The organism is Nonomuraea sp. NPDC050786 (assembly GCF_040654115.1).
In the GTDB taxonomy this organism is placed as follows: Bacteria; Actinomycetota; Actinomycetes; order Streptosporangiales; family Streptosporangiaceae; genus Nonomuraea.
In genome coordinates, this window is the sequence record NZ_JBFAHJ010000025.1 from 36,210 (window position 1) to 59,618 (window position 23,409).

Below are 23,409 nucleotides of genomic sequence, written 5' to 3' on the forward strand. Positions count from 1 at the left end.
CTCGGAGTGAAGGCCACGGACCGAGCCCGCCTCTGCGGAGCAGAGGCCATGGACCCGCGAGGGAGCGCCGTCGCCTGGACTGAGGAACGCAGGGAGCGTAGCGACCGGAGTGACGAGGGAAGGCGACGGCTCCCCAGCGACCGAGCCTGCCTCTGCGGAGCAGAGGCCATGAACAGGAGTATGAGCATGCGCACGCTCGACGATCTCGACGTGAAGGGGCGGCGCGTGCTCGTGCGCGCCGACCTCAACGTCCCCCTCGACGGGGAGACGATCACCGACGACGGCCGCATCCGGGCGTCGGTGCCGACGATCAGGACGCTGGTGGACCGGGGCGCCAAGGTCGTCGTCTGTGCCCACTTGGGCAGGCCCAAGGGCAAGGCCGAGCCGAAATACTCGCTCAGGCCGGTGGCCGGGCGCCTGGGCGAGTTGCTCGGCCAGGAGGTCGCCTTCGCCGCCGACGTGGTCGGCGACAGCGCCAAGAGCACTGTGGAGCAGCTCCAGGACGGCCAGGTGGCGCTGCTGGAGAACCTGCGCTACGAGCCGGGCGAGGAGTCCAAGGACGACGCCGAGCGGGGCGCGTTCGCGGAGAAGCTGGCCGGTCTGGCCGAGCTCTACGTGGGCGACGGGTTCGGCGCGGTGCACCGCAAGCACGCCAGCGTCTACGACGTGCCCAAGCTGCTGCCGCATGCGGCGGGCGGCCTGGTCATGGCCGAGGTCGAGGTGCTGAAGAAGCTGACCGAGAGCCCCGAGCGGCCCTATGCCGTGGTGCTGGGCGGCGCCAAGGTCTCCGACAAGCTCGGCGTCATCGCCAACCTGCTGACCAAGGTCGACCGGCTGCTGATCGGCGGCGGCATGGCGTACACCTTCCTCAAGGCCCAGGGCCACGAGGTCGGCAAGTCGCTGCTCCAGGAGGACCAGCTCGACCAGGTGCGCGGCTTCCTCAACGAGGCCGCCGAGCGCGGCGTCGAGCTGGTGCTGCCCGTCGACATCCTGGCGGCGGCCACGTTCGCGCCGGACGCTGAGCACGACGTGGTCGAGGCCACGGCGATCCCGGCCGACCGCGAGGGGCTCGACATCGGGCCCAAGACGCGCGAGCTGTTCGCCTCCAAGCTGGCCGACGCCGGGACCGTCTTCTGGAACGGCCCCATGGGCGTGTTCGAGTTCGACGCGTTCTCCGGCGGCACCAGGGCGGTGGCCGAGGCGCTGATCGCCCGTACCAGCAGCGACGGGGCCTTCACCGTGGTGGGCGGGGGCGACTCGGCGGCCGCCGTGCGGAAGCTGGGACTCCCCGAGGACGGTTTCTCGCACATCTCCACCGGCGGCGGGGCCAGCCTCGAATACCTTGAGGGCAAGACCCTTCCCGGACTCGCGGCCTTGGAGGACTGAGTGACCATGAGCACGCGTAAGCCCCTTATGGCCGGCAACTGGAAGATGAACCTCAACCATCTCGAGGCCATCGCGCTGGTCCAGAAGCTCGCCTTCGCGCTCAACGACAAGGACTTCGACAAGGTCGACGTCGCCGTCCTGCCGCCGTTCACCGATCTGCGCAGCGTGCAGACGCTGGTCGACGGCGACAAGCTCAGGATCGTGTACGGCGCCCAGGACCTGTCGCAGTACGACGCGGGCGCCTACACCGGTGAGATCTCGGGCGCCATGCTGGCCAAGCTGGGCTGCACGTACACCATCGTGGGCCACTCCGAGCGCCGGCAGTACCACGGCGAGGACGACGACCTGGTCAACGCCAAGGTGCAGGCCGCCTACCGCCACTCGCTCACCCCGATCCTCTGTGTCGGAGAGGGCCTGGCGGTACGCCAAGAGGGCGGCCACATCGCGCACAGTCTCGGTCAACTCGACGCCGCGCTGCGCAAAATCACCGCCGAGCAGGCAAAATCGATAGTGGTGGCCTACGAGCCGGTGTGGGCGATCGGCACCGGCGAGGTGGCCACCCCGGAGGACGCCCAGGAGGTGTGTGGCGCGCTGCGAGTCAGACTCGCTGAGCTCTACGACCCCGAAGTGGCCTCCGGCGTCCGTATCCTTTACGGAGGCTCGGTCAAGTCAGGCAATATCGCAGGGATCATGGCACAACCTGATGTCGACGGCGCGCTCGTGGGCGGCGCCAGCATCGACGCCGGGGAGTTCGCGAAGATCTGCCGTTTCTACGGTATGCCAGGCTAACTGAGTCGTTCTGGGGGTGCGACTTGACAGCAGGCCGTACCCTCAGAAGGCAAGTCTGAATCGTCACGCGTAACAAAGCATTGAAGGAACAGGCATACCGTGGAAATCGGAATCTCCATCGCCCTCATCCTGGCGAGCGGTCTCATGATCCTGCTCGTGCTGCTCCACAAGGGCAAGGGTGGCGGCCTGTCTGACATGTTCGGCGGCGGTTTCTCGTCGAACTTCGGTGGTTCCTCGGTGGTGGAGCGCAACCTCGACCGGCTGACCGTCATCACGGGCACCATCTGGTTCGTCTGCATCATCGCTCTCGGCTTGCTCATGAAGCCCTGAGCAACAAGTTAACGCGTGACAGTGATTCTCCCCCCGTGTCTGCGCGCGGGGCGATCGAGCGAGGAGTTCATCCGTGGGTAGTGGCAACGCGATCCGTGGCAGCCGAGTCGGCGCCGGCCCTATGGGGGAGGCCGAGCGCGGCGAGGCAGCTCCGAGAGTGCGGGTCTCGTTCTGGTGCGCCAACATGCACGAGACGCGCCCCAGTTTCGCCAGCGACGCGGCGGTCCCCGAACTGTGGGACTGCCCACGTTGTGGCCTTCCTGCCGGACAGGACGAGTCGGCCCCACCTGCCCCGCCGAAGAACGAGCCGTACAAGACGCATCTTGCCTACGTGAAGGAGCGCAGGAGCGACAAGGACGGCAAGGCGATCCTCGAGGAGGCACTGGAGCGCCTGCGTAACAACAAGTCCCCCTGGTAGTGACCGGATTCGGGGAAAGGGCCTCGGGTTGCCGAGGCCCTTTCGCCGTTTCCGGGACGCTCAGCGGCGCTCGTAGACCGCGTCGCCGTCCACGAACGTCATGCGCGTCCGCGTCGTCCAGATGTCGCCGGGCGGGAGCTCGAATGGGTCGCGGTCCAGCACCACCAGGTCGGCCGGCCGGCCCGGCTCCAGGGCGCCGGCGGGGGAGCGGTTGATCCAGGCCGAGCCCTCCGTGTACGCGGTCATGGCCGTGGCCAGGTCGATGCGCTGGCCGGGCAGGAACGGGGTCTGCGCGGTCGGGTAGCTCGCGTGCACCGAGTCGCCCGGCTCGGTGCGGTTGACCGCGACGTGCATGCCCTGGATGGGGTCGGCGTTGGAGACCGGCCAGTCGCTGCCCGCGCAGAAGCGGGTGCCGTGCGCCAGCAGGTCCGCGAACGGGTACTGCCAGGACGAGCGCGGCTCTCCCAGGTACGGCAGCGTCAGCTCGTCCATCTGGGCGTGGTGCGTGGCCCACAGCGGCTGCAGGTTGGCGGTGACGCCCAGGGCGGCGAAGCGCGGCACGTCCGACGGCTCGATGATCTGCAGGTGGGCGATGTGGTGCCGGTTGCCGGGGTTCGTGCCCTCGAAGCTGTCCAGGGCCTCGCGCACGGCCCGCTCGCCGATGGCGTGGAAGTGCACCTGGAAGCCGAGCCGGTCCAGTTCGGCGACGTACTCCTTGAGCTTCTGCGGGTCCACGTACGACAGGCCCGTGCCGCCGCACAGGCAGTACGGCTCCAGCGTGGCGGCCGTGAAGTTCTCGGTGATGCCGTCCTGCATGATCTTGACCGAGGTGGCCGTGAAACGGTCGAGGCCCTCGGCGGCGGCCCGGCGTTCGACCAGCTCCTCCATCTGGTCCAGGCCGCGCGTCCTGTCCCACCACAGGGCGCCCACCACGCGCGCCCTGAGCCGGCCTGAGCGGGCCGCGGCCAGGTAGGTGGGCAGCTGGTCCTGGGAACCGGCGTAGGAGCCCACGATGGCGTCCTGCCAGCCCGTGATGCCCAGCGAGAACAGGTGCTCCTGCGCGTCGGCCAGCGCGTCCTCCAGGTCCTGGGCGGTCGGACGGGGGGTGAGCAGGCCGACGAGGTCCATCGCGCCCTCGTGCAGGACTCCGGTGGGCTCGCCCGCGGCGTCGCGCTCTATGCGGCCGTCGGCCGGGTCCGGCGTGTCCCTCGTGATCCCGGCCTCGCGCAGGGCTCGGGTGTTGACCCAGGCGGCGTGGTGGTCACGCTGGATGAGGTAGGCGGGGCGGTCGAGGAAGTCGAGCTGCTCGCGGTGGGGGAGGCCGCCGGGGAACGCCGACATGTCCCAGCCACCACCATCGATCCACTCCTTACCAGGATTTTTCGCGGCATAGTCGGCTATCACGCCTATGTACTCGTCAAGGCCGAAATGTTCGGACAAATCACACTTCGACCGTTCGAGGCCCGCCTGGACCGGGTGCATGTGCGCGTCCGTGAAACCCGGCACCAGCAGGCCGCCGTCCAGGTCCACCGTCTCGTGGGACGGCGCGCGGCGGGCCAGCTCGCCCTCGGGGCCCACCGCGGCGATCACGCCATCGCTCACCAGCACGGCCTCGGAAAGCACGCCCTTCGGAGTGAGGACGCGGCCTCCTCGGAAGAGGATGTTCATGGGGTTCCCTTTCTCAGCGGTGGATCGGCTCGCGCACGCCGAGCCCGCCGTACATCTTCCCGCCCGGCCCGGTGACCTGCGACAAGCGGGGGGTGGCGCTGTGGTGCGGCAGCGGGGGCGCGTACGGGCGGGGTGATGTAGAGGGCTAAAGGGGGATAAATCGTGGCTTCTTGCGATGAAATACGCGATGAAACACATCGTTAGCGGTTGCGTAACAGCCGCCAGGCATGCTCTTGGGCATGGGATTCTTGCGCATCCGCACCACGGTGGACGAGCGACCCGGCCGGCTGGCCTCACTCGCCGCGGCCCTGGCGGACAGGGGCGGCAACATCCTCGGCCTGAGCGTGCAGTCCGACGCGGACGGCACCGTCGACGAGTTCGTCGCCGACATCCCCGCCAACCCCGAGACGGTGCGCGAGGCGCTGGAGGCGGCCGGTGGCCGCCGGGTCCAGGTGGTCCCCGCCACCGCTCACGAGCTGACCGACGAGCCCACCAGGGCGCTGCTGCTGGCCTCCAGGCTGCGTTCCATGCCGTGGCGGCTGCCCGAGCTCCTGGCCGAGTTGCTGCGCGCCGACGACGCCAGGTGGATCTATGGTGAAGCGGTGAGTGATCTTCCAGACCCGACCCAGCTCGTCGTCCCCGTGGCCCCCAGGAGGGCGGTACGGCTGCGCCGCGCGGAGCTGCCGTTCACGCTGACCGAGGCGGCCAGGGCGGCCTCCTTCGCCCGGCTCGCCCAGCCCGCCACCGAGCAGGCCGCGGCCGACCGCGCGATCAAGCTCGCCGACGGCGCGGAGGTCACGGTCCGCCCGCTCACCTCGATCTACCGCGAGGCCGTACGCGATCTGCACGACAGATGCTCGCCCGAGTCGCGCAGGTTCCGCTACTTCACCTCCATGCCCGCGCTGCCGGCGCGTATCTTCGACCGGCTCTGTGACAGGAACAGGGCACATTCGCTGGTCGCCGGGCACGACGGTCAGGTCGTGGGGATGGCCAACCTCATGTTCACCCCCGACCCCGGCATCGCCGAGATGGCCTTCCTGGTCGAGGACCGCTGGCAGGGGCGCGGTCTGGGCACGGCGATGGCCAGGATGCTCGTGCGGGCCGCCCGCGATCTCGGGTACGCGGAGGTCAGGGCCACCATGCTGTCCGACAACGCCAGGATGCGCAGGATGCTGATCTCGCTGGGCGCGACGCTGGGTTACACCGAGGACCCGGGCGTCATGGAGGCCAGGCTGCCGGTCGGCGCGCTGGCGTCGGCCTAGGCCCCGGTACACCCCGCCGAAGAGGCGTCAGCCCAGGCCCTCTTCGGCCGGCGGCGGCTCATCGGTAGGCGTCGAGGGAGGCTCGTCGAAAGGCTTCCCGGCAGGCTCGTCGGAGGACTTCTCGGCGGGTTTCCCGTCGGCGGGCGGCTGGATGCCCAGGTGGCGTTCGATGCGTTCCAGGCTCTCCTCGATCCGCGCGAGCCGGTCGCCCAGCACCGAGCCGCCCGCGAAGAACATCTCGCTCGGGCGCTCCTTGGAGGCGCGCCCCGCGCGTTCGAGCAGGCGCTGCCGTACGTCCGCCAGATCCGCGCCCGCGTCCACGAGCGCCTGCGCGGCCAGCCCCTCGCCCTCCCTGATCAGCCCGAGCAGGATGTGCTCGGTGCCGATGTAGTTGTGGCGCAGCTGCAGGGCCTCGCGCAGCGACAGCTCCAGCACCTTCTTGGCGCGCGCGGTGAACGGGATGTGCCCGCCGGGCGACTTGGTGCCGCGGCCCGTCTCGCGCTCGACGAAGGCCCGTACGTGCTCGAGCTCCACGCCGCAGCCGTCGAGCACCAGTGCGGCCAGGCCCTCGCCCTCGTGGATGAGGCCGAGCAGGATGTGCTCCGTGCCGATGTAGTTGTGGCTCATCATCCGCGCCTCCTCCTGGGCGAGGACGACGACTCGGCGCGCGCGGTCGGTGAAGCGTTCGAACACGGGGGGCCTCCGTTCGACTGCCACTGCCTCCACTATGCGCTACAAACCAGCGGATGTGGGGTATTTGTCCTGTGTGGATCTTGACGAGGTGGCCGGCAGGCTATATGCGCTGCCGCCGTCCGAGTTCACCGCCGCGCGCGAGGCCGAGGCCCGTGCGGCGAAGGAAGCGGGCGACGTACGGCTCGCGCGCGAGATCGCGAAGCTGCGCAAGCCGACGGTATCCGCCTGGGCCGTGAACCGGCTCGCCCGCGAGCACCCTGGGGAAGTGGCCGAGCTGCTCGAGGTGGGGGAGCGGCTGCGTGCCGCCTGGCAGGAGCAGGACCCCGACGCGCTGGCCGAGCTGACCCGGCGCCGCGGCGACGTGACGGCCAAGGCCGGCCGGCTGGCGAGGCAGGACAGCGGCCTGTCGTCCGCGGCGGCGGCCGAGGTGGACCAGACGCTGGAGGCCGCCGTCGTGGACGCCGACGCGGCCGCGCAGGTGCGCGAAGGCCGCCTGGCCAAGCCCCTCAACTACAGCGGCTTCGCCCCCGCCCCCATCCCCCGTGGGCGGCCCGCCAGGCGCAAGCCACCGGAGGAGGAGGCGAGAGAGCGCGAGGAGGCCGAGGCCAGGAAGGCCAAGGAGCGCCAGGAGGCCGAGGCCGCGCACAAGGAGTGGCAGGAGGCGCTGGATGCCGCACTCAAGAAGCACGACGAGCGCGCCGAGCGGGTCGCCCGGCTGGAGCGGAAGCTGGCCAAGGCCCGCAAGCGGCTCGCCGAGGCCGAGCAGCGGCTCGAAGTCACGCGGCGCGAGGAGCGCCACGCGCGTGGGCGACTAGGCTAGGGTGTACGAAACGGTTTCGTACACCGTGTGCCGCGTCCAGCGGCTCGCGGCCGGCAGCGGTAAACGCACCCAAGGAGTGGCGATGACTGGCTGGACCCCCGACTCCATGCCCGACCTGAGCGGCAAGACCGCCATCGTGACGGGCGCCAACAGCGGCATCGGGCTCCCCACCGCGCTGGAGCTGGCCAGGCACGGCGCCCATGTCGTCGTCGCGGCCCGCTCGCCGGAGAAGGGCGCCGCGGCCGTCGCGGAGATCCAGCGGGAGGTGCCCGGCGGCCAGGTCGAGTACCGCCGCATCGACCTGGCGGACCTGGCCTCGGTCAGGCGGTTCGCCGAGGGCGTGGAGAAGGTCGATCTGCTGATCAACAACGCGGGCATCGGCCTGATCCCCAGGCAGGAGACCAAGGACGGCTTCGAGATGCAGTTCGGCACCAACCACCTGGGCCATTACGCGCTCACCGGCCTGCTGCTGCCGCACCTGCTCGCCTCTCCCGGCGCCCGCGTGGTGACCGTCTCCAGTGACGCGCACACGTGGGGAAAGATCGACTTCGACGACCTCGCCCTGGAGCGCGGTTACGGCCGGATGAGCTCGTACGGACGGTCCAAGCTGGCCAACCTGCTGTTCACTCTGGAACTCCAGCGACGCGCTGAGAAGGCCGGTGCGGACCTGAAGAGCGTCGCCAGTCACCCGGGCGCCACCGCCACGAACATCGTCAAGGTGGGGCCGCTACAGCCCCTCGTGGGCGTGTTCCTCAAGTCGGCGGCGGCCGGTGCGCTGCCCTCGCTCTACGCCGCGACCTCCCCGGACGTCCGCGGCGGCGAGTTCGTCGGCCCCAAGCTCAAGCTCCTCACGCCGTCGGCCGCGGCCAGGTCGGAAGGGCTCGCCAGGAGGCTCTGGGACGTGTCGGCCGAGCTGACGGGCGTACGATTCCAGGAAATCGCCTACAGCTAGAAGGACGTGTACGTGGCTCCACTCGACCCCGAGCGCGAAAGGGCCATCCTCGACGCCACGATGGAGCTGCTGTCGGAGGTCGGTTACGACCGGATGTCGGTCGACCAGATCGCCAAGCGGGCCAAGGCCAGCAAGGCCACCATCTACCGGCGCTGGCCGGGCAAGCCGGAGCTCGTGGTGGACGTCATCTGCCGGCGATTCGACACCGACGCGCCGCAGGGCGCCGACACCGGCTCGCTCCGCGGCGACCTGGCCGCCGTCTTCTGGAGCCTGTGCGAGACGGTGGAGCGCAAGCACGGGCTCATCATCGGCCTGTCGTCGACGTTGCTGTCCCACCAGGAGCTGGCGCGCACGCTGCGCACGCATCTGAGCACGAGAGACCTCGACGCCGTACGCGAACCGCTGGAGCGGGCCGTGGCGCGCGGGGAGCTGGCCGGGCCGGTCGATCCCGGGCGGTTCTTCGCGCTGGCCGAGGCGCTGGTGTGGCATCGGCTGATCTTCGCCGGGCCGCCGTTCGGCCCGGAGTTCGTCGCGGAGTCGGTCGACGGGGTACTGATGCCGCTGGCGACCGCCTGGTCGAAGGGCTGAGAAGGGGTTTTCCTGGAGTCAGCGGCAGCGGGTGGCGTGCGCCAGGTGGGCGCACACGGGGAAACCCTCCTCCTCGTACGGTGCGGCCAGCCTGATGTAGTGAGCCCTGATCCGCTCGACGGTCTCCGGCGGCTGTCGCGCGATCACCGCGAAGCGGGGGCCGCCGGCCTGCACGATGTCGGTCCACCAGGTCGCGAGGTCCACCCGGTGGCGCCAGCGCAGGGTCTCCACGGCCGCGTCCTGGAAACCCGCCTGCTCCAGCAGCTCCGTGAACCGCTGCGGCGTGTCGTTGCCGGTGAACGGCCGGGCGGGAGGCTGGTAGGGGACCTCGGCGGCGGCGATGGCGTCGGAGAAGACGTTCGTGGCGGTCATCTCGTCGGACTTCCACCAGGTCAGGGCGAGCGTGCCGCCCGGGCGCAGCACGCGGTGGAGCTCCTTGAGCGCCTCGGCCGTGTCGGGCACGTGATTGATGATGAAATTTCCCGCTACGGCGTCAAACTCCCCGTCCTCGAACGGCAGGTCGGGAAGCGCGGCCTGGCGGGTCGTCGCGTACGGATGGCGGCGGGCGGTCAGCTCCAGCATCACCGGGTTGACGTCCACGGCGGTGACCTCGGCGCCTAACGCGAGCGCCGCCGCGGTGACCACGCCCGTGCCGCAGCCGACGTCGAGCAGCCGGGGCGCGCACGCCCGGTCGAGGAGGGGGCCGACGGTGTGGGCGCTCAGCTGGGCGAAGCCGCGATCGTACGCTTCGGCGTTGGTCACGCAGCCCAGCTTAGCCCAGGACGCCGAACCTGACATTTTGCTGTGAAATTTCGGTGCTAACGCTGTTTTTTCGGGAAATGTGCCGCCTAGGGTCGTCGCCATGACCCTCGACGCCTTCATCGACGCGCTGCCCAAGGTCGAGCTCCACGTGCACCTGGTCGGCTCGGCCTCGGTCCCCACCGTCCTCGAGCTCTCCCGCCGCCACCCCGGCGGCCCCGTGCCCTCGACGGAGGAGGAGCTGCGCCGCTTCTACACCTTCCGCGACTTCCCGCACTTCGCGCAGGTGTACCGGGCCGTCAACGCCCTCGTCCGCGAGCCCGAGGACGTGGCCACCCTCGTCCTGGGCCTCGCCCGCGACCTCGCCCCGCAGGGCGCCCGGTACGTGGAGCTGCAGGTGACCCCGTACGCCCACCACATCGTCGGCATGCCCATGCGCGAGGTCACCGAGGCTCTGGACCTGGCCGCCCGCCGCTCGCTGAGCGAGCACGGGGTGGAGATGGCGTACATCTTCGACATCCCCGGCGAGTACGGCGAGGAGGCCGCCAAGGTGACCGTCGAGCACGCCCTCCAGGAACCTCCCGCCGCGCTGGTAGGTTTCGGCATCGGAGGCATCGAGCAGGAGCGCCCGAAATATCGGGACGCATACCGTTCGGCGTTCTCGGCCGCCCGCGCCGCGGGCCTCCACAGCGTCCCGCACGGCGGCGAGATGAGCGGCCCTGAGACGATCTGGGAGGTCATCGAGGGCTACGGCGCCGAGCGCATCGGCCACGGCATCAACTGCCTCGCCGACCCGCGCCTGGTCGCGCACCTGCGCGACACCCAGCTCCCGCTGGACGTGTGCCCCACCTCCAATCTCCGTACGGGCCAGATCGCCCGCATCGAGGAGCACCCGCTGCCGCGGATGCTGGAGGAGGGCCTGTACGTGACGCTCAACAGCGACGACCCGCCCATGTTCGCCACGACGCTGGCGGAGGAGTACCGGGTGGCCGCGCACACCTTCGGCTTCGGCAAGAAAGAGCTCGCGCAGCTCGCCAGGAACGGCGTCCAGGCGTCCTACCTGGCGCAGGAGCGCAAGCAGGCGCTGCTCAAGGAGATCGACGACCTGCTGGCGGCCCAAGGAGCCTGAGGCGCCCGCACCGGGGCCGGTTCATGGTCCGGCCCCGGTGCGGCCGGCGAGCGGCACGGAGGCCGGGAGTCAGGGCGACGAGATGCGGCCGAGCTCCGGCGGGATCTTGCCGGCCGCCGCCCGGTCCAGCAGGAACAGCGTGCGCGCACGTCCCCTGGCCCCCGACGCGGGCACCTGGACGTGCCCGGACTCCGACAGCGCCAGGCGTACCGCGCCCGACTTCTCCTCCCCGGCGGCCACCACCCAGACCTCGCGCGAGGTCTGGATGGCGGGCAGCGTCAGCGAGAGGCGGGTCGGCGGCGGCTTGGGCGCGCCGTGCACGGCCACCACCGAGCGGGTGTCGTACAGGGCGGGCATGCCGGGGAACAGCGACGCCACATGGGCGTCCGGGCCCATGCCGAGCAGCGTCACGTCGAAGCTCGGCACCGGGCCGTGGTCCTCGGGCCTGGCGGCCCTGGCCAGCTCGGCGGCGTAGGACTCGGCCGACTCCTCCGCCGTCATCCGCGAGTCGGGGCCGCGCATGACGTGGACCCGCTCCGGGTCCACGTCCACGTGGTCGAGCAGGGCCTCGCGGGCGCCGGTCTCGTTGCGCTCCTTGTCGCCCGAGGGCAGGAAGCGCTCGTCGCCCCACCAGATGTCCAGGCGGCGCCAGTCCACGGCGTCACGGGCGGGCGTGGCGGCGATGGCCGCCAGCGTCGCGATGCCGACCGTGCCGCCGGTGAGCACGATCGACGCCGAACCCTTGGCCGACTGCACGTCGACCAGCCGCGTGATGATCCGCGCCGCCACCGCCTTGGCCAGCACGTCGGCGTCGCGGTGGACCACTACGTTGGGAACGCTCACGGGCACTACTCTCTCAGCCATTGAGGTCACCGGTCACCCCTTGTACGTCCGGGCGAACCGCTTGACCGCGGCCTCGTAGATCTCGTCGCTGTCGAGCCTGCGCAGCTCCTCGGCCATCAGCTCCGAGGTCTGCCGCCTGGCCAGGGCCACGTTGCGGTCGGGCTGGCCGGGCCGCGACAGCGTGGCCAGCCGGGCGTCGTGCCTGGAGATGGTCAGCTCTCCATCGTTGAGCTGCAGGCGCACGGCCGTCAACCCGGGGCCGGAGGACTCGGCCACCTTCATCGGGGCGCCGAGCCGTTCCGACAGCCAGGCGGCCAGCAGCGGCGCGCTCGGGTTGCCCTGAGAGGCCTCCACGACGCCCTTGCGCACCTTGCCCACCGGCTGGTCGAACGCGGCCGCCAGCAGGCTGCGCCACGGCGTCAGCCTGGACCACGCCAGGTCGGTGTCGCCAGGGGCGTACCCCTTGGCCCTGGTCACCAGCGACTTGACACCGCCGTGGTCGAAGCCCCTGGCGTCGGTGATCCGGCGCTGGGCGAGGGCGCCGACCGCGTCCTGGGACGGCGCGTCGGGCGCCGCGCCCGGCCACCACACCACGACCGGCGTGTCGGGCAGCAGGAGCGGGCTGACCACGGAGTCGGCGTGCTGGGTCAGCTCGCCGTACAGGCGCAGGACGACGACCTCGCCCGGCGTGGACTCGCCGATGCGCAGCTCGGCGTCGAGCCTGTTCTGCTCCTCCGGCTCGCGGTTGATCACGACGATGATGCGCGACGGGTGCTCGCGGGCCGCCTCTGTGGCGGCGCGCAGCGCGTCGTACTGGTGGCGCTCCTCGCAGACCACCACGAGCGTCAGCACCATGCCGATGGCCGGCGCGCCCATCTGGTGGCGCAGGTGCGTGAACTGCGCCGAGATCTTGCCGGCCGTCGTGTCCGCCAGCATGAACGTTGTCACTAGAGTCTCCTCCAGACCCGGCCGTCGCGGGCCATCATCGCGTCGGCGGACGGCGGCCCCCACGAGCCCGCCTCATACGGCTCCGGCTGGCCCTGCGTGGCCCAGAACTCCTCGATCGGGTCGAGGATCTTCCACGACAGCTCGACCTCCCGCTGGTGCGGGAAGAGCGGCGGGTCACCGATCATGACGTCGAGCAGCAGCCGCTCGTACGCCTCGGGAGACGACTCCAGGAACGACTCGCCGTAGGCGAAGTCCATGGAGACGTCGCGGACCTCCATGGCGGTGCCGGGGACCTTGCTGCCGAACCTGACGGTGATGCCCTCGTCCGGCTGCACCCTGATCACCAGGGCGTTCTGCCCCAGGATCTCGGTGTCGGTCTTGCTGAACGGCAGGTGCGGCGCGCGCTGGAACACCACGGCCACCTCGGTCACCCGGCGGCCCAGGCGCTTGCCGGCGCGCAGGTAGAACGGCACGCCCGCCCACCGCCGGTTTGCGATCTCCAGCTTGATGGCCGCGTACGTGTCGGTCTTGGACTCGGGCGGGATGCCCTCCTCCTGCAGGTAGCCGACCACCTTCTCGCCGCCCTGCCAGCCCGCGGAGTACTGGCCGCGCGCGGTGTTCAGGGCCAGGTTGGAGGGCAGCCGCACGGCCTTGAGCACCTTCTCCTTCTCCCGCCGCAGCGCCGAGGCGTCGAAGGAGGTCGGATCCTCCATCGCGACCAGCGCGAGCAGCTGGAGCAGGTGGTTCTGGATCACGTCGCGGGCCGCGCCGATGCCGTCGTAGTAGCCGGCCCGGCCGCCGATGCCGATGTCCTCGGCCATCGTGATCTGGACGTGGTCGACGAAGCCGCGGTTCCAGATGGGCTCGTAGAGGTTGTTGGCGAAGCGCAGCGCCAGGATGTTCTGGACGGTCTCCTTGCCCAGGTAGTGGTCGATCCGGAAGATCGAGCTCTCCGGGAAGGCCGAGGTGGTGATCTCGTTCAGCTCGTGCGCCGACTTCAGGTCGTGCCCGAACGGCTTCTCGATGACCACCCGCCGCCACGACCCCTCGGGCGCGTCGGACAGGCCGGTCCGCTTGAGCTGCTCCACCACCACGGGGAAGAACTTCGGCGGCACGGACAGGTAGAAAGCGTAGTTTCCGCCCGTGCCCCGGGTCTCGTCGATCTCGGCGAGCGCCATGGCCAGCGCGTCGAACGCCCCGTCGTCCGAGAACTCACCTGGTACGAAATGGATGCCCTCGCGGATCTGCTTCCAGACCTCCTCGCGGAAGGGCGTCCGGGCATGCGCCTTGACGGCGTCGTGCGTCAACTGGGCGAAATCCTGGTCCTTCCAATCCCGCCGGGCGAAGCCGACCAGCGAGAAGCCGGGCGGCAGCAGCCCCCGGTTCCCCAGGTCGTAGATCGCCGGCAGCAGCTTTCGCTTGGCCAGGTCACCCGTCACGCCGAACAAGACCATCACACAAGGTCCCGCCACCCGGGGCAGCCGCTTGTCACGCGGATCGCGCAACGGGTTGGCGGCGACCACCTCCTCGGTGGTGGCGGTGCCCGCGGCTGAGGTGGCCACAGTGGCCGCCATCGTGGTCTCGACGGCGGCGGCCTCCTCCGCGGGTGCTGCCGGGTCTGTCATCTCAAGCCTCCTGTGCGGCTGCGAGCAAGCGCGCGACTCCCGCCGCGCGATCGGTCAAATGCAGGCGTACGGCGGGCCGCCCGCGGGTCTCGAGCGCCCCCAGGTCGCCGAGCGCCTGGGCGAGCTGGAGCCGCCCCAGCGTGTACGGCCTGCCGGGGACCGGCACGTCCTCGGCCACCGCCCCGGTGATCTGCAGGAACACCCCGTTCTGGGGCCCGCCCTTGTGGTATTGCCCGGTCGAGTGGAGGTACCGCGGCCCCCACCCGAAGGTCACCGGCCGGTCGGTGCGGAGCGCGAGCAGCGGCCGCAGCGTCGCCGCGTCGGCCCACATCCACGCGTCGGTCATCTGCTCGAAATCGGCCCCGTCGGGCACCGGGGCGTCGAACGCGGCCAGCCGGTCGAGATAAGCCATGATCGCCAGGTAGCCGCCGGCCGGTATCGCGCGCAGCAGCTCGGCGAACACCCCCGGCAGGTCCCTGGCCGTGGAGGACCCGTACACCTCGACGGGGCCGTCCACGAACGCCGGCGCGCCGGCCGGCAGGTCGGGCAGCGCCAGCAGGGCCGCGGTGTTCTCCTTCGACTCGGCCACGTTCGGCTGGTCGAACGGGTCGATCTCCAGCAGCAGCCCCGCGACGGCGGTGGCGTACTCCCAGATCAGGAACTGCGCGCCCAGCGGCCCGTCCACGCGCACGTCCCCGAGGTCGGTCTCGATGGCGACGACCAGCTCGTCGCCGGACTCGTTGGGGTCGGCGCCCACGACGGGCAAGATCCCCCTGCCCTGCTTGCCGGTGGACTCGGCGACGAGCTGCTCGATCCAGTCGGGCAGCCCCGTGATCGCCGAGAGCTGGTCCTCGAGCAGCAGCTTGTCGCGCCCGGCCAGCGCCGCGCCGCCGAGCGCGGCCCCCAGGTCGAGCCCGGGGTTGCCGGTGTCGCGCGACAGCAGCGGCAGCACCTCCTGGGCGTCGTCGAGCAGCCGCTCCACGTCGGCCCCTGCCAGCGCGCTCGGCACCAGCCCGAACGCCGACAGCGCCGAGTAGCGCCCGCCCACGTCGGGCTGGGCGAGCACCAGCTCGAAGCCGCCGTCGGCGGCGCGCTTCTCCAGCGGCGAGCCCGGGTCGGTGACGACCACGACGCGGTCCGCGGGCGCGATGCCCGCCTCCGCGAACAGCTCCTCGTAGATCCGCAGGTGGCAGTCGGTCTCCACGGTGGAGCCGCTCTTGCTGGCCACGACCACGACCGTGGCGTCGAGCCGGTCGGACAGCGCGCGGCGCACCTGTCCGGGGTCGGTCGTGTCCAGCACGGTGAGCGGCACGTCGGCGGTGGCGCAGATGACCTCCGCCGCCAGCGACGAGCCGCCCATCCCGGCCAGCACCACGTTGGTCAGGCCCGCCGCGCGGGCCCGCTCGACGAGCCCGCCCAGCCGGGGCAGCAGCTCGCGAGAGGAGCGGGGCAGCGTCAGCCAGCCGAGCCTGACAGCCGCCTCCGCCTCGGCGTCCTCACCCCACAGCGTGGGGTCGCCGCCGGCGAGCCGCGCGGGCACGCCGTCGGCGACGAGACGCCCCGCGAGGGAGGCGGCGGCCGAGGCCACCCCCTCCTCGCGGTAGGTCACTTCCATCACGGAACCAGGTTCTTGGTGACGCTCTCGAGCAGCTCGTTCCAGGAGGCCTCGAACTTCTCGACGCCCTCGTCCTCCAGCACCTTCACCACGTCGTCGTAGTCGATGCCGGCCTCCTTGAGCGCGGCCATGGTGTTCCAGGCCTGCTCGTAGAACGGGCGGACGGTGTCGCCGGTGACGTTGGCGTGGTCGGCCGTCGCGTCCAGCGTCTTCTCCGGCATCGTGTTGACGGTGCCGGGGGCGACGAGCTGGTCGACGTACATGGTGTCGGAGTATTCGGGGTTCTTCACGCCGGTCGAGGCCCACAGGGGCCGCTGGGGCTTGGCGCCCGCCGCGCGCAGGCGCTGCCAGCGCTCGGAGTTCATCACGTCCTCGTACGCCGCGTACGCCAGGCGCGCGTTGGCGATGCCCGCCTTGCCCTTCAGGTCCGCCTTGCCCAGCTTGTCGAGCCGCTTGTCGATCTCGGTGTCGACGCGGCTGACGAAGAACGAGGCCACCGACTCGATCGAGCCCAGGTCGAGCCCCTTGGCCTGCGCCGCCTCGAGGCCGGCCAGCCAGGCGTCCATGACCGCGCGGTAGCGCTCGAGGGAGAAGATCAGCGTGACGTTGACGCTGATGCCCTCCGAGAGCGCCTGCGTGATCGCGGGCAGGCCCTCGACCGTCGCCGGGATCTTGATGAACAGGTTGGGCCGGTCCACCAGCCACCACAGCGCCCGGGCCTCGGCCACGGTCTTCTCGCTCTCGCGGGCCAGACGCGGGTCCACCTCCAGCGACACGCGGCCGTCCACGCCGCCGGTGGCGTCGTAGACCGGACGCAGCACGTCGGCCGCCCACCGGATGTCGTAGGTGGTGATGGCGCGCACGGCCTCGCCGATGTCCACGCCGCGTACGGCCAGGTCGTGCAGCTGGCCGTCGTACGCGTCGCCCTTGCTGAGCGCGTTGGCGAAGATCGTCGGGTTGGACGTGACCCCGACGACGTTCTTCTCGCGGATCAGCTGCTCGAGGTTGCCGCTGCGCAGCCGCTCACGGCTGATGTCGTCGAGCCAGATGGCAACGCCCTGGCCGGACAGCTTGTTGAGGTTCTCGCTCATCTTCCTTCAGTTTCCCGTCGTCTCGCCCTTTTCCTGCCCCAGCTTGGCCAGGCTCGCATGTGCCGCGGCCGCCACGCGCTCCGCCGTCAGCCCGAACAACTCATACAGAGTCTTGTACGGGGCCGAAGCACCGAAGTGTTCGAGGCCGACTATCTCGCCGCATTCGCCGACGAACTCGTGCCAGCCGAGCGCGACACCCGCCTCGACCGCGACGCGAGCCCGGATCGAGGAAGGCAGGACCGTCTGCCTATATGCGATGTCCTGCCCCTTGAACCATTCGACACACGGCATCGACACGACCCTGGTCGGGATGCCCTTGCCCTCCAGCAGGTCGCGGCCCTCCAGCGCGATCTCCACCTCGCTGCCGGTCGCGATGAGGATGACCTTGGGCTGGCCGTCGGATGCCTCGCGCAGCACGTAGCCGCCGCGGGCCACGCCCTCGGGGCTGGTGCCCTCGACGACCGGCAGGTTCTGCCTGGTCAGCGCCAGCGCGGCGGGCCGGTCGGTGTGCTTGAGCACGGCCTTCCAGGCGTAGGCGGTCTCGTTGGCGTCGGCCGGGCGGACCACGTCGAGGCCGGGGATCGCGCGCAGCGACCACAGGTGCTCGATCGGCTGGTGGGTCGGGCCGTCCTCGCCGAGGCCGATGGAGTCGTGCGTCCAGACGTACGTGACCGGGAGCTTCATCAGCGCGGCCAGGCGTACCGAGGGACGCATGTAGTCGGAGAAGACCAGGAACGTGCCGCCGTACGGGCGGGTGCCGCCGTGCAGGGCGATGCCGTTGAGTATGGCGCCCATGGCGTGCTCGCGGATGCCGAAGTGCAGCGTGCGGCCGTAGCGGTTGCCCGGGAACTCCTTGGTCTGGAACTCCTCGGGGATGAAGGACGGCTCGCCCTTCATCGTGGTGTTGTTGGACTCGGCCAGGTCGGCCGAGCCGCCCCACAGCTCGGGCAGCACCGGCGCCAGCGCGCTCAGCACCTCGCCGGAGGCCTTGCGGGTCGAGGTCGACGAGCCGATCTCGAACGACGGCAGCGCCTTGGCCCAGCCGTTGGGCAGCTCGCGTTCGGAGATGCGGTCGAGCTCGGCGGCCCGCTCGGGGTTGGCCAGGCGCCACTCGGCGTAGGCCTTCTCCCACTCGGCGTGCTCGGTGCGGCCGCGCTGGGCGATGCCGCGGGCGTGCTCCAGCACCCCGGCGGGCACGTCGAAGGTCTTGGCCGGATCCATGCCCATGACCTCCTTGGTGGCGGCGACCTCCGCCTCACCCAGGGCCGAGCCGTGGATCTTGCCGGTGTTCTGCTTGTTCGGCGCCGGCCAGCCGATGATCGTGCGCAGCCGGATGAACGACGGCCGGTCGGTCTCCGCCTTGGCCGCCTGCAGCGCGTCGTAGAGGGCCTGGACGTCCTCGACGTACTCGCCGGTGGCGGTCCAGTCGACGCTCTGGGTGTGCCAGCCGTAGGCGTCGTAGCGGGCGACGACGTCCTCCGACTTGGCGATGAGGGTGTCGTCCTCGATGGAGATGTGGTTGTCGTCCCAGACGACGATGAGGTTGCCCAGCTTCTGGTGGCCGGCGATCGAGCTGGCCTCGTGGCTGATGCCCTCCTCGATGTCGCCGTCGCTGACGAAGCACCAGATGTGGTGGTCGAACGGCGAGGCGCCGAGCTCGGCGTCGGGGTCGAACAGGCCGCGCTCGCGGCGGGCGGCCATCGCCATGCCGACGGCGTTGCCGAGGCCCTGGCCGAGCGGGCCGGTCGTGGTCTCCACGCCCGCCGTGTGGCCGTGCTCCGGGTGGCCCGGCGTCAGGCTGTCCCACTGGCGCAGCCGCCGCAGGTCGTCGAGGGTGAGGCCGTAGCCGGAAAGGTAGAGCTGGATGTAGAGGGTCAGGCTCGAGTGGCCGCACGACAGCACGAACCGGTCGCGCCCGATCCAGTTGGGATCGGTCGGATCGTGACGCATCACACGCTGGAACAGCAAGTATGCGGCGGGGGCCAGGCTCATGGCGGTGCCGGGGTGACCCGAGCCCGCCTTCTCGACTGCGTCCATCGCCAGGGCTCGAACGACATCGACCGCCTGCTTGTCCAGGTCGGTCCATTCAAGGGCTGGCACGAGTTCGGTGCTCAACTGCTCGATCTCCGGAATCTAGTTGTCATTGGTGTCGGCTATCCCGCCCATACCGGACCCTAACCGAGTGGAGTCGACGATCCTTCCCCTCCACCCGCACTCGTCCATGTACGGCGCAAGCCCCCCATTGGCCGGACCGGCCGACCCTGCGACTACAGTTTGTTTGTTCGCAGGGGCGCCACGGCGCCTACCCATGGATCCGCTCTATTCAGAGGTTACGCGTTGACTCCGCACAGGCTGGAAGCGCCTTGACGGTGCTGACCAACAGGCAGGCGACGGCCCGATCTCCCCAGGTGGAGGGGCCGCGCTCGATCGCCATGATCGTAAAGGCCTACATCGCGCTCACCAAGCCGCGGATCATCGAGCTGCTGCTGATCACGACACTGCCGGTGATGTTCCTGGCCGCGGGCGGCCTGCCGCCGCTGTGGACGTCGATCTCGGTCATGGTGTTCGGCACCCTATCGGCGGGCAGCGCCAACGCGCTCAACTGCTACGTGGACCGCGACATCGACCAGAAGATGCGCCGCACCCGCCGCAGGCCGCTGGCCAGGCACCAGGTCTCGCCGCGCGGCGCGCTGATCTTCGGCATCGTGCTCGGCGTGCTCTCCCTGGTGGGCCTCTGGGTGACCACCAACGCGCTGGCCGCGATGCTGTCCACCGGGGCGATCCTGTTCTACGTGCTGGTCTACTCGATGATCCTCAAGCGCCGCACGGCCCAGAACATCGTGTGGGGCGGCATCGCGGGCTGCATGCCGGTGATGATCGGCTGGGCGGGCATCACCGATCGGCTCGACTGGGCGCCGCTGGTGCTGTTCGGCGTGGTGTTCTTCTGGACACCGCCGCACACGTGGACGCTGGCCATGCGCTACAAGGAGGACTACGCGGCGGCCAAGGTGCCCATGCTGCCCGTCGTGGCCACCGAGCGGCGGGTCGTGCTCGAGTCCATCGCCTACACGTGGGCGACCGTGCTCTGCTCGCTGGCGCTGTGGCCGGTGGCCGGCACCACGCTTTTCTACCCCCTCGTGGCCGCCGCGCTCGGCGCCATGTGCCTGTGGGAGGTCCACCGCCTGCTGGCCCGGCTCAACGCCGGCAAGAGCGGCGTCGACCTGCGCCCCATGCGCTTCTTCCACTGGTCCAACGCCTACCTGGCGCTGCTGTTCCTGGCCGTCGCGATCGACCCGCTGCTGGCATGACCGTCGCCGGCCGTGTGCGCGGCCGCGTCTCCGGCCGCGTGCCCGGAGGGGTGAGGCTGTCTTGACCGGCACAGACCCCGGCACTCTGATCCGTTAAAGTCACCGTATGGCGACCCGTGATCCACGCTGGGTGTTGAAGGACCGCCCGTCGTTCGCGTTGATCATCGGGCTGGTCCTCACCGGCATCTGCGCTCTGGTCTCGTTCTCGTACGACCTGTTCGACCGCACCCCGGTGCAGTTCTTCATCGGCCTCGCGCTGGCGCTCGCGCCGGTGCCGATGCTGCTCGCGGCGGTGCTGGCGCTCGACCGCATGGAGCCGGAGCCGCGCAGCAACCTGATCTTCGCCTTCGCCTGGGGCGCGGGCATCGCGGTGCTGGCCGCCGGCGTGATCAACTCGCTCAACCTGCACTACATCATCGACACCGCCAAGCTGTCGGAGGCCAGCGCCCGCAACATCGCGGCCACCTTCGGCGCGCCCGTGGTGGAGGAGACGATGAAGGGGCTGGTGCTGCTGGGGCTGCTGAGGTTCCGCAGGGCCGAGCTCGACGGGCCGACCGACGGCGTCATCTACGCCAGCATGGTCGGGCTCGGCTTCGCCATGAGCGAGAACGTCAGCTACTACATCGCCGCGCTCTCCACCTCCGGCGTCAAGGGGCTGGCGGTCACCGTGGTGCTGCGCGGCATCCTGTCGCCGCTCGCGCATCCGCTGTTCAGCTCCATGATCGGCGTCGCGGTGGCCTACGCCGCCCAGCGCGAGGGCCCCGAGCGGGTCTTCTACATCCTGGCCGGCTGGTCGGGCGCGATGATCCTGCACGGCCTCTGGAACGGCCTGGCCTCCTACGGCGGTTTCCCGGGGCTCGTGGTGGCCTACCTGACCCTGCTGGTCGTGCTGATCGTGCTGATCGGCGTGGTGTTCAGGGACCGGCGCCGCATCGTGGCCCTCATCCAGCGCTATCTGCCGCCGTACGAGCCGACCAAGCTGGTCGGCCAGGCCGACATCTACATGCTGTCGACGTTCGCCAGAAGGCGGCAGGCCAGGCAGTGGGCCAAGGCCCACGGCGGCAAGCGCGGGCTGCGCGCCATGCGCGACTACCAGCTGGCCGCCACCGAGCTGGGGCTGCTGCACGAGCGGGCGGCCCGCCACATGGTGGACGAGCAGACCTTCCACGAGGAGCAGCGGGCGCTGCTGGAGTGCATGAGCACCGCCCGCGCCGACTTCCCCGTGCCGTCGGCGCACGCCGGATCGGTCGCGAGAGGCACCCCGCCGCCGGGCTACGCCCCCGGCGCGCCCGGCTGAGCGAGGATCCGGTCCAGGGAGACCTCGCGCGGCCCCGGGTAGACCGGGTCGGAGTGCAGGATCATCGCGTCGGCGAACGCCTTGGCGGTGGCGAACAGCTCCCGGGTGGCGTAGACGTACGTGGTCGCGGCGAACTGCCTGGTCGAGTCGTCGCCCACCCCGAACGTCTCCAGCCCGGCCGTACGGCACAGCGTCACGGCCCTGGGCAGATGAAATTCCTGCGTCACCACGGTCACCTGCCGGGCCCCGAAGACCTTGCGCGCCCGCACGCACGAGTCCCACGTGTCGAACCCGGCGTAGTCCAGCACCATCACCCGGTCCGGCACGCCCTTACCGCGCAGGTAGTCGCGCATGGCCGTGGGCTCGTCGTACTCCTTGCGGCTGTTGTCGCCCGACAGCAGCAGCGCCCGCACCTTGCCGGCCCGGTAGAGCTCGGCGGCGATGTCGAGCCTGCGGGCCAGCATCGCCGTGGGCTGCTTCCCGTACAGGCCGGCGCCCAGCACCAGCGCGGCCTGCGCCGGGGGGACGCGGCCGAGCCAGCCGTCGCCCTCGGCCGCCTCCCGGTGGGCCGAGCTGCCGAGCCAGGCCCACGTCATGGGGGCCAGGGCGAGCACGCTGACCAGCACCAGACCCTGGTACGCGCGGCGCAGCCCCTTCCGAGTGGGGCGGACATTCAGCAGCAAATCGCACCCTCCAGGGAGTGGGGGAGTGGCCGACTTATCACCCCATACCCTGGCACAACCGCTCAGACGGCGGCGGGCACTCCGGTGGGGGAGTGGTCGGGCAGCGGCTCCCGGGTGCGCAGCGAGGTGACCACCCGAAGCGCGGCGATCCAGACCAGCGTGGAGCCGAGCACGTGCAGCAGCACGAGTGCGGCGGGCACGGCGAGGAAGTACTGCGTGTAGCCGATCGCGCCCTGGCCGAGCTCCACGGCGAGCAGCACCAGCGCCGCCCGCCTGGCGGGCCGCTCGGAGTGGCTCACGTGCAGGGCGAACAGCAGCGCGAACGTCAGCCCCACCACGATGTAGACGACGTCGGCGTGCAGCCGCGCCACGGCCTCGATGTCGAGATCGAAGCGGGAGGCTCTCTCGTCGCCCGAGTGCGGGCCCGTGCCGCTCACCGCGACCCCGACCACCAGCAGCACGAACACGGCGGCCAGCAGCGCGTGGCCGAGCCTGCGGATGTCGCGGTGGGTCACCCGCCGGACCGGGCCGTCGCCCTCGCCGGCGCGCGCGTACAGCATCCAGCAGGCCGCGATCAGGCCGGTCGAGATGAGGAAGTGCATGCCCACCGTGAACGGGTTGAGCATCGTGCTGACCACCAGCCCGCCCCACAGCGCCTGGGCCAGCACGCCCGCCGGCTGCAGCCAGGCCAGCAGCACCAGCGAGCGCCTGCGCGGCGTCAAGCGCAGCGCCGCGATCACGCACGCGACCCCCACCGCCAGCACCAGGAACGTCAGCAGCCTGTTGCCGAACTCGACGAGCATGTTGAGCATCGAGGTCTCGGGGTGCGCGACCGGGACGAAGCTGTCCGGCGTGCACCGGGGCCAGGTGGGGCAGCCGAGCCCCGACTCGGTGACGCGCACGCCCGCGCCCGTCACCGCGATGCCCGCGTTGACCACCACGGACGCCAGCGCCCAGCCCCGCATCGACTCCGTTGTGGGCGCCCACAAGGAGAGCAGGCGGCGCACAAGAGGATTGGGGTGGTCGGTGGGTAGCTTCACGTCATCGATGGTACGGGCCGGGTGGTCCGGTCCCGCCACCGGTCGCCCGGCCTCTGGGAACGCCCCCTCTGTGGGTGCGAAGGCCGGAGCGCGGCGGTGGAGCGCTGTCCACGGGATGGGGTGGGCTTCTCAAGCGTGAAGGTATGTGACATATTACAGAAGGGA

The 23,409-nt window shown here is 70.6% G+C and carries 21 protein-coding genes and 1 pseudogene; 11 read left to right on the forward strand and 11 right to left on the reverse strand.

The features are described from left to right. Positions 1-186 precede the first annotated feature (186 nt). The 4 genes from AB0H84_RS35975 (at position 187) to AB0H84_RS35990 (ending at position 2,923) form a co-directional block, all read left to right on the forward strand. Positions 187-1,386 (forward strand): phosphoglycerate kinase, encoded by a 1,200-nt coding sequence (locus tag AB0H84_RS35975; RefSeq protein WP_357614559.1) that lies wholly within the window; start codon positions 187-189, stop codon positions 1,384-1,386. A gap of 6 nt (positions 1,387-1,392) precedes the next feature. Next, positions 1,393-2,175 (forward strand): triose-phosphate isomerase, encoded by a 783-nt coding sequence (gene tpiA, locus AB0H84_RS35980; RefSeq protein ID WP_357614562.1) that lies wholly within the window; start codon positions 1,393-1,395, stop codon positions 2,173-2,175. Between the two features lie 99 nt (positions 2,176-2,274). Further along, complete coding sequence (gene secG / locus AB0H84_RS35985; RefSeq protein ID WP_139630497.1) at positions 2,275-2,505, forward strand: preprotein translocase subunit SecG; 231 nt, start codon at positions 2,275-2,277, stop codon at positions 2,503-2,505. A gap of 73 nt (positions 2,506-2,578) precedes the next feature. Next, on the forward strand, positions 2,579-2,923 hold the full coding sequence (locus tag AB0H84_RS35990; RefSeq protein WP_080037068.1) for an RNA polymerase-binding protein RbpA: 345 nt from the start codon (positions 2,579-2,581) through the stop codon (positions 2,921-2,923). A gap of 60 nt (positions 2,924-2,983) precedes the next feature. Here AB0H84_RS35990 and AB0H84_RS35995 read toward each other — a convergent pair whose 3' ends face one another. Next, positions 2,984-4,591 carry an amidohydrolase gene (locus tag AB0H84_RS35995; protein WP_357614564.1) on the reverse strand — a complete coding sequence of 536 codons (1,608 nt, stop codon included), beginning with the start codon at positions 4,589-4,591 and terminating at the stop codon, positions 2,984-2,986. A gap of 239 nt (positions 4,592-4,830) precedes the next feature. Here AB0H84_RS35995 and AB0H84_RS36000 point away from each other — a divergent pair, with 239 nt between their 5' ends. After that, positions 4,831-5,853, forward strand: coding sequence for a GNAT family N-acetyltransferase (locus AB0H84_RS36000; protein ID WP_357614566.1), 1,023 nt, complete (start codon positions 4,831-4,833; stop codon positions 5,851-5,853). A gap of 276 nt (positions 5,854-6,129) precedes the next feature. Here AB0H84_RS36000 and AB0H84_RS36005 read toward each other — a convergent pair. Beyond that, positions 6,130-6,546, reverse strand: a pseudogene (locus AB0H84_RS36005) (Clp protease N-terminal domain-containing protein); the annotation flags it as partial. A gap of 73 nt (positions 6,547-6,619) precedes the next feature. Here AB0H84_RS36005 and AB0H84_RS36010 point away from each other — a divergent pair. The 3 genes from AB0H84_RS36010 (at position 6,620) to AB0H84_RS36020 (ending at position 8,906) form a co-directional block, all read left to right on the forward strand. Next, a complete protein-coding gene (locus AB0H84_RS36010; RefSeq protein ID WP_357614569.1) occupies positions 6,620-7,366 on the forward strand; it encodes a hypothetical protein in 747 nt (248 codons plus the stop codon). 82 nt (positions 7,367-7,448) lie between these two features. Then, on the forward strand, positions 7,449-8,318 hold the full coding sequence (locus AB0H84_RS36015; RefSeq protein WP_357614572.1) for an oxidoreductase: 870 nt from the start codon (positions 7,449-7,451) through the stop codon (positions 8,316-8,318). A gap of 12 nt (positions 8,319-8,330) precedes the next feature. Further along, positions 8,331-8,906: a TetR/AcrR family transcriptional regulator gene (locus tag AB0H84_RS36020; RefSeq protein ID WP_357614574.1), complete on the forward strand. Its 576-nt coding sequence runs from the start codon at positions 8,331-8,333 to the stop codon at positions 8,904-8,906. A gap of 18 nt (positions 8,907-8,924) precedes the next feature. Here AB0H84_RS36020 and AB0H84_RS36025 read toward each other — a convergent pair whose 3' ends face one another. After that, a complete protein-coding gene (locus AB0H84_RS36025) occupies positions 8,925-9,668 on the reverse strand; it encodes a class I SAM-dependent methyltransferase (protein ID WP_357614577.1) in 744 nt (247 codons plus the stop codon). Between the two features lie 100 nt (positions 9,669-9,768). Here AB0H84_RS36025 and add point away from each other — a divergent pair, with 100 nt between their 5' ends. Then, a complete protein-coding gene (gene add, locus AB0H84_RS36030) occupies positions 9,769-10,794 on the forward strand; it encodes an adenosine deaminase (protein WP_357614580.1) in 1,026 nt (341 codons plus the stop codon). Positions 10,795-10,863: 69 nt separating this feature from the next. Here add and pgl read toward each other — a convergent pair whose 3' ends face one another. From pgl to tkt, 6 genes are read right to left on the reverse strand one after another with little or no spacing between them, the layout of a single operon-like run. Then, entirely contained in the window at positions 10,864-11,637 is a 774-nt protein-coding gene (pgl, locus tag AB0H84_RS36035; RefSeq protein WP_357614583.1) for a 6-phosphogluconolactonase, read from the reverse strand. Between the two features lie 33 nt (positions 11,638-11,670). Beyond that, a complete protein-coding gene (gene opcA, locus AB0H84_RS36040; protein ID WP_357614587.1) occupies positions 11,671-12,585 on the reverse strand; it encodes a glucose-6-phosphate dehydrogenase assembly protein OpcA in 915 nt (304 codons plus the stop codon). Then, positions 12,585-14,210, reverse strand: a complete 1,626-nt coding sequence (zwf, locus tag AB0H84_RS36045; RefSeq protein ID WP_357614590.1) for a glucose-6-phosphate dehydrogenase — start codon at positions 14,208-14,210, stop codon at positions 12,585-12,587. The genes opcA and zwf overlap by 1 nt, the downstream gene beginning before the upstream one ends. Position 14,211: 1 nt before the next feature. Then, on the reverse strand, positions 14,212-15,825 hold the full coding sequence (locus AB0H84_RS36050) for a glucose-6-phosphate isomerase (RefSeq protein WP_357614944.1): 1,614 nt from the start codon (positions 15,823-15,825) through the stop codon (positions 14,212-14,214). After that, positions 15,825-16,916: a transaldolase gene (gene tal, locus AB0H84_RS36055; protein ID WP_357614593.1), complete on the reverse strand. Its 1,092-nt coding sequence runs from the start codon at positions 16,914-16,916 to the stop codon at positions 15,825-15,827. The genes AB0H84_RS36050 and tal overlap by 1 nt, the downstream gene beginning before the upstream one ends. A gap of 6 nt (positions 16,917-16,922) precedes the next feature. Beyond that, positions 16,923-19,016, reverse strand: a complete 2,094-nt coding sequence (gene tkt, locus AB0H84_RS36060) for a transketolase (RefSeq protein WP_357614596.1) — start codon at positions 19,014-19,016, stop codon at positions 16,923-16,925. A gap of 263 nt (positions 19,017-19,279) precedes the next feature. Between tkt and AB0H84_RS36065 the strand changes: the two genes are divergently transcribed. Together AB0H84_RS36065 and AB0H84_RS36070 are read left to right on the forward strand one after the other, a co-directional pair. After that, the gene (locus AB0H84_RS36065; protein ID WP_357614599.1) at positions 19,280-20,224 is read left to right on the forward strand and encodes a heme o synthase; all 945 of its coding nucleotides are present in this window, start codon (positions 19,280-19,282) and stop codon (positions 20,222-20,224) included. 106 nt (positions 20,225-20,330) lie between these two features. Beyond that, positions 20,331-21,521: a PrsW family intramembrane metalloprotease gene (locus tag AB0H84_RS36070; protein WP_357614602.1), complete on the forward strand. Its 1,191-nt coding sequence runs from the start codon at positions 20,331-20,333 to the stop codon at positions 21,519-21,521. Here AB0H84_RS36070 and AB0H84_RS36075 read toward each other — a convergent pair. Then, on the reverse strand, positions 21,497-22,204 hold the full coding sequence (locus AB0H84_RS36075) for an ElyC/SanA/YdcF family protein (protein ID WP_357614605.1): 708 nt from the start codon (positions 22,202-22,204) through the stop codon (positions 21,497-21,499). The genes AB0H84_RS36070 and AB0H84_RS36075 overlap by 25 nt on opposite strands. A 62-nt stretch (positions 22,205-22,266) precedes the next feature. Beyond that, positions 22,267-23,244, reverse strand: a complete 978-nt coding sequence (locus AB0H84_RS36080) for a COX15/CtaA family protein (protein WP_357614608.1) — start codon at positions 23,242-23,244, stop codon at positions 22,267-22,269. Positions 23,245-23,409 lie beyond the last annotated feature (165 nt).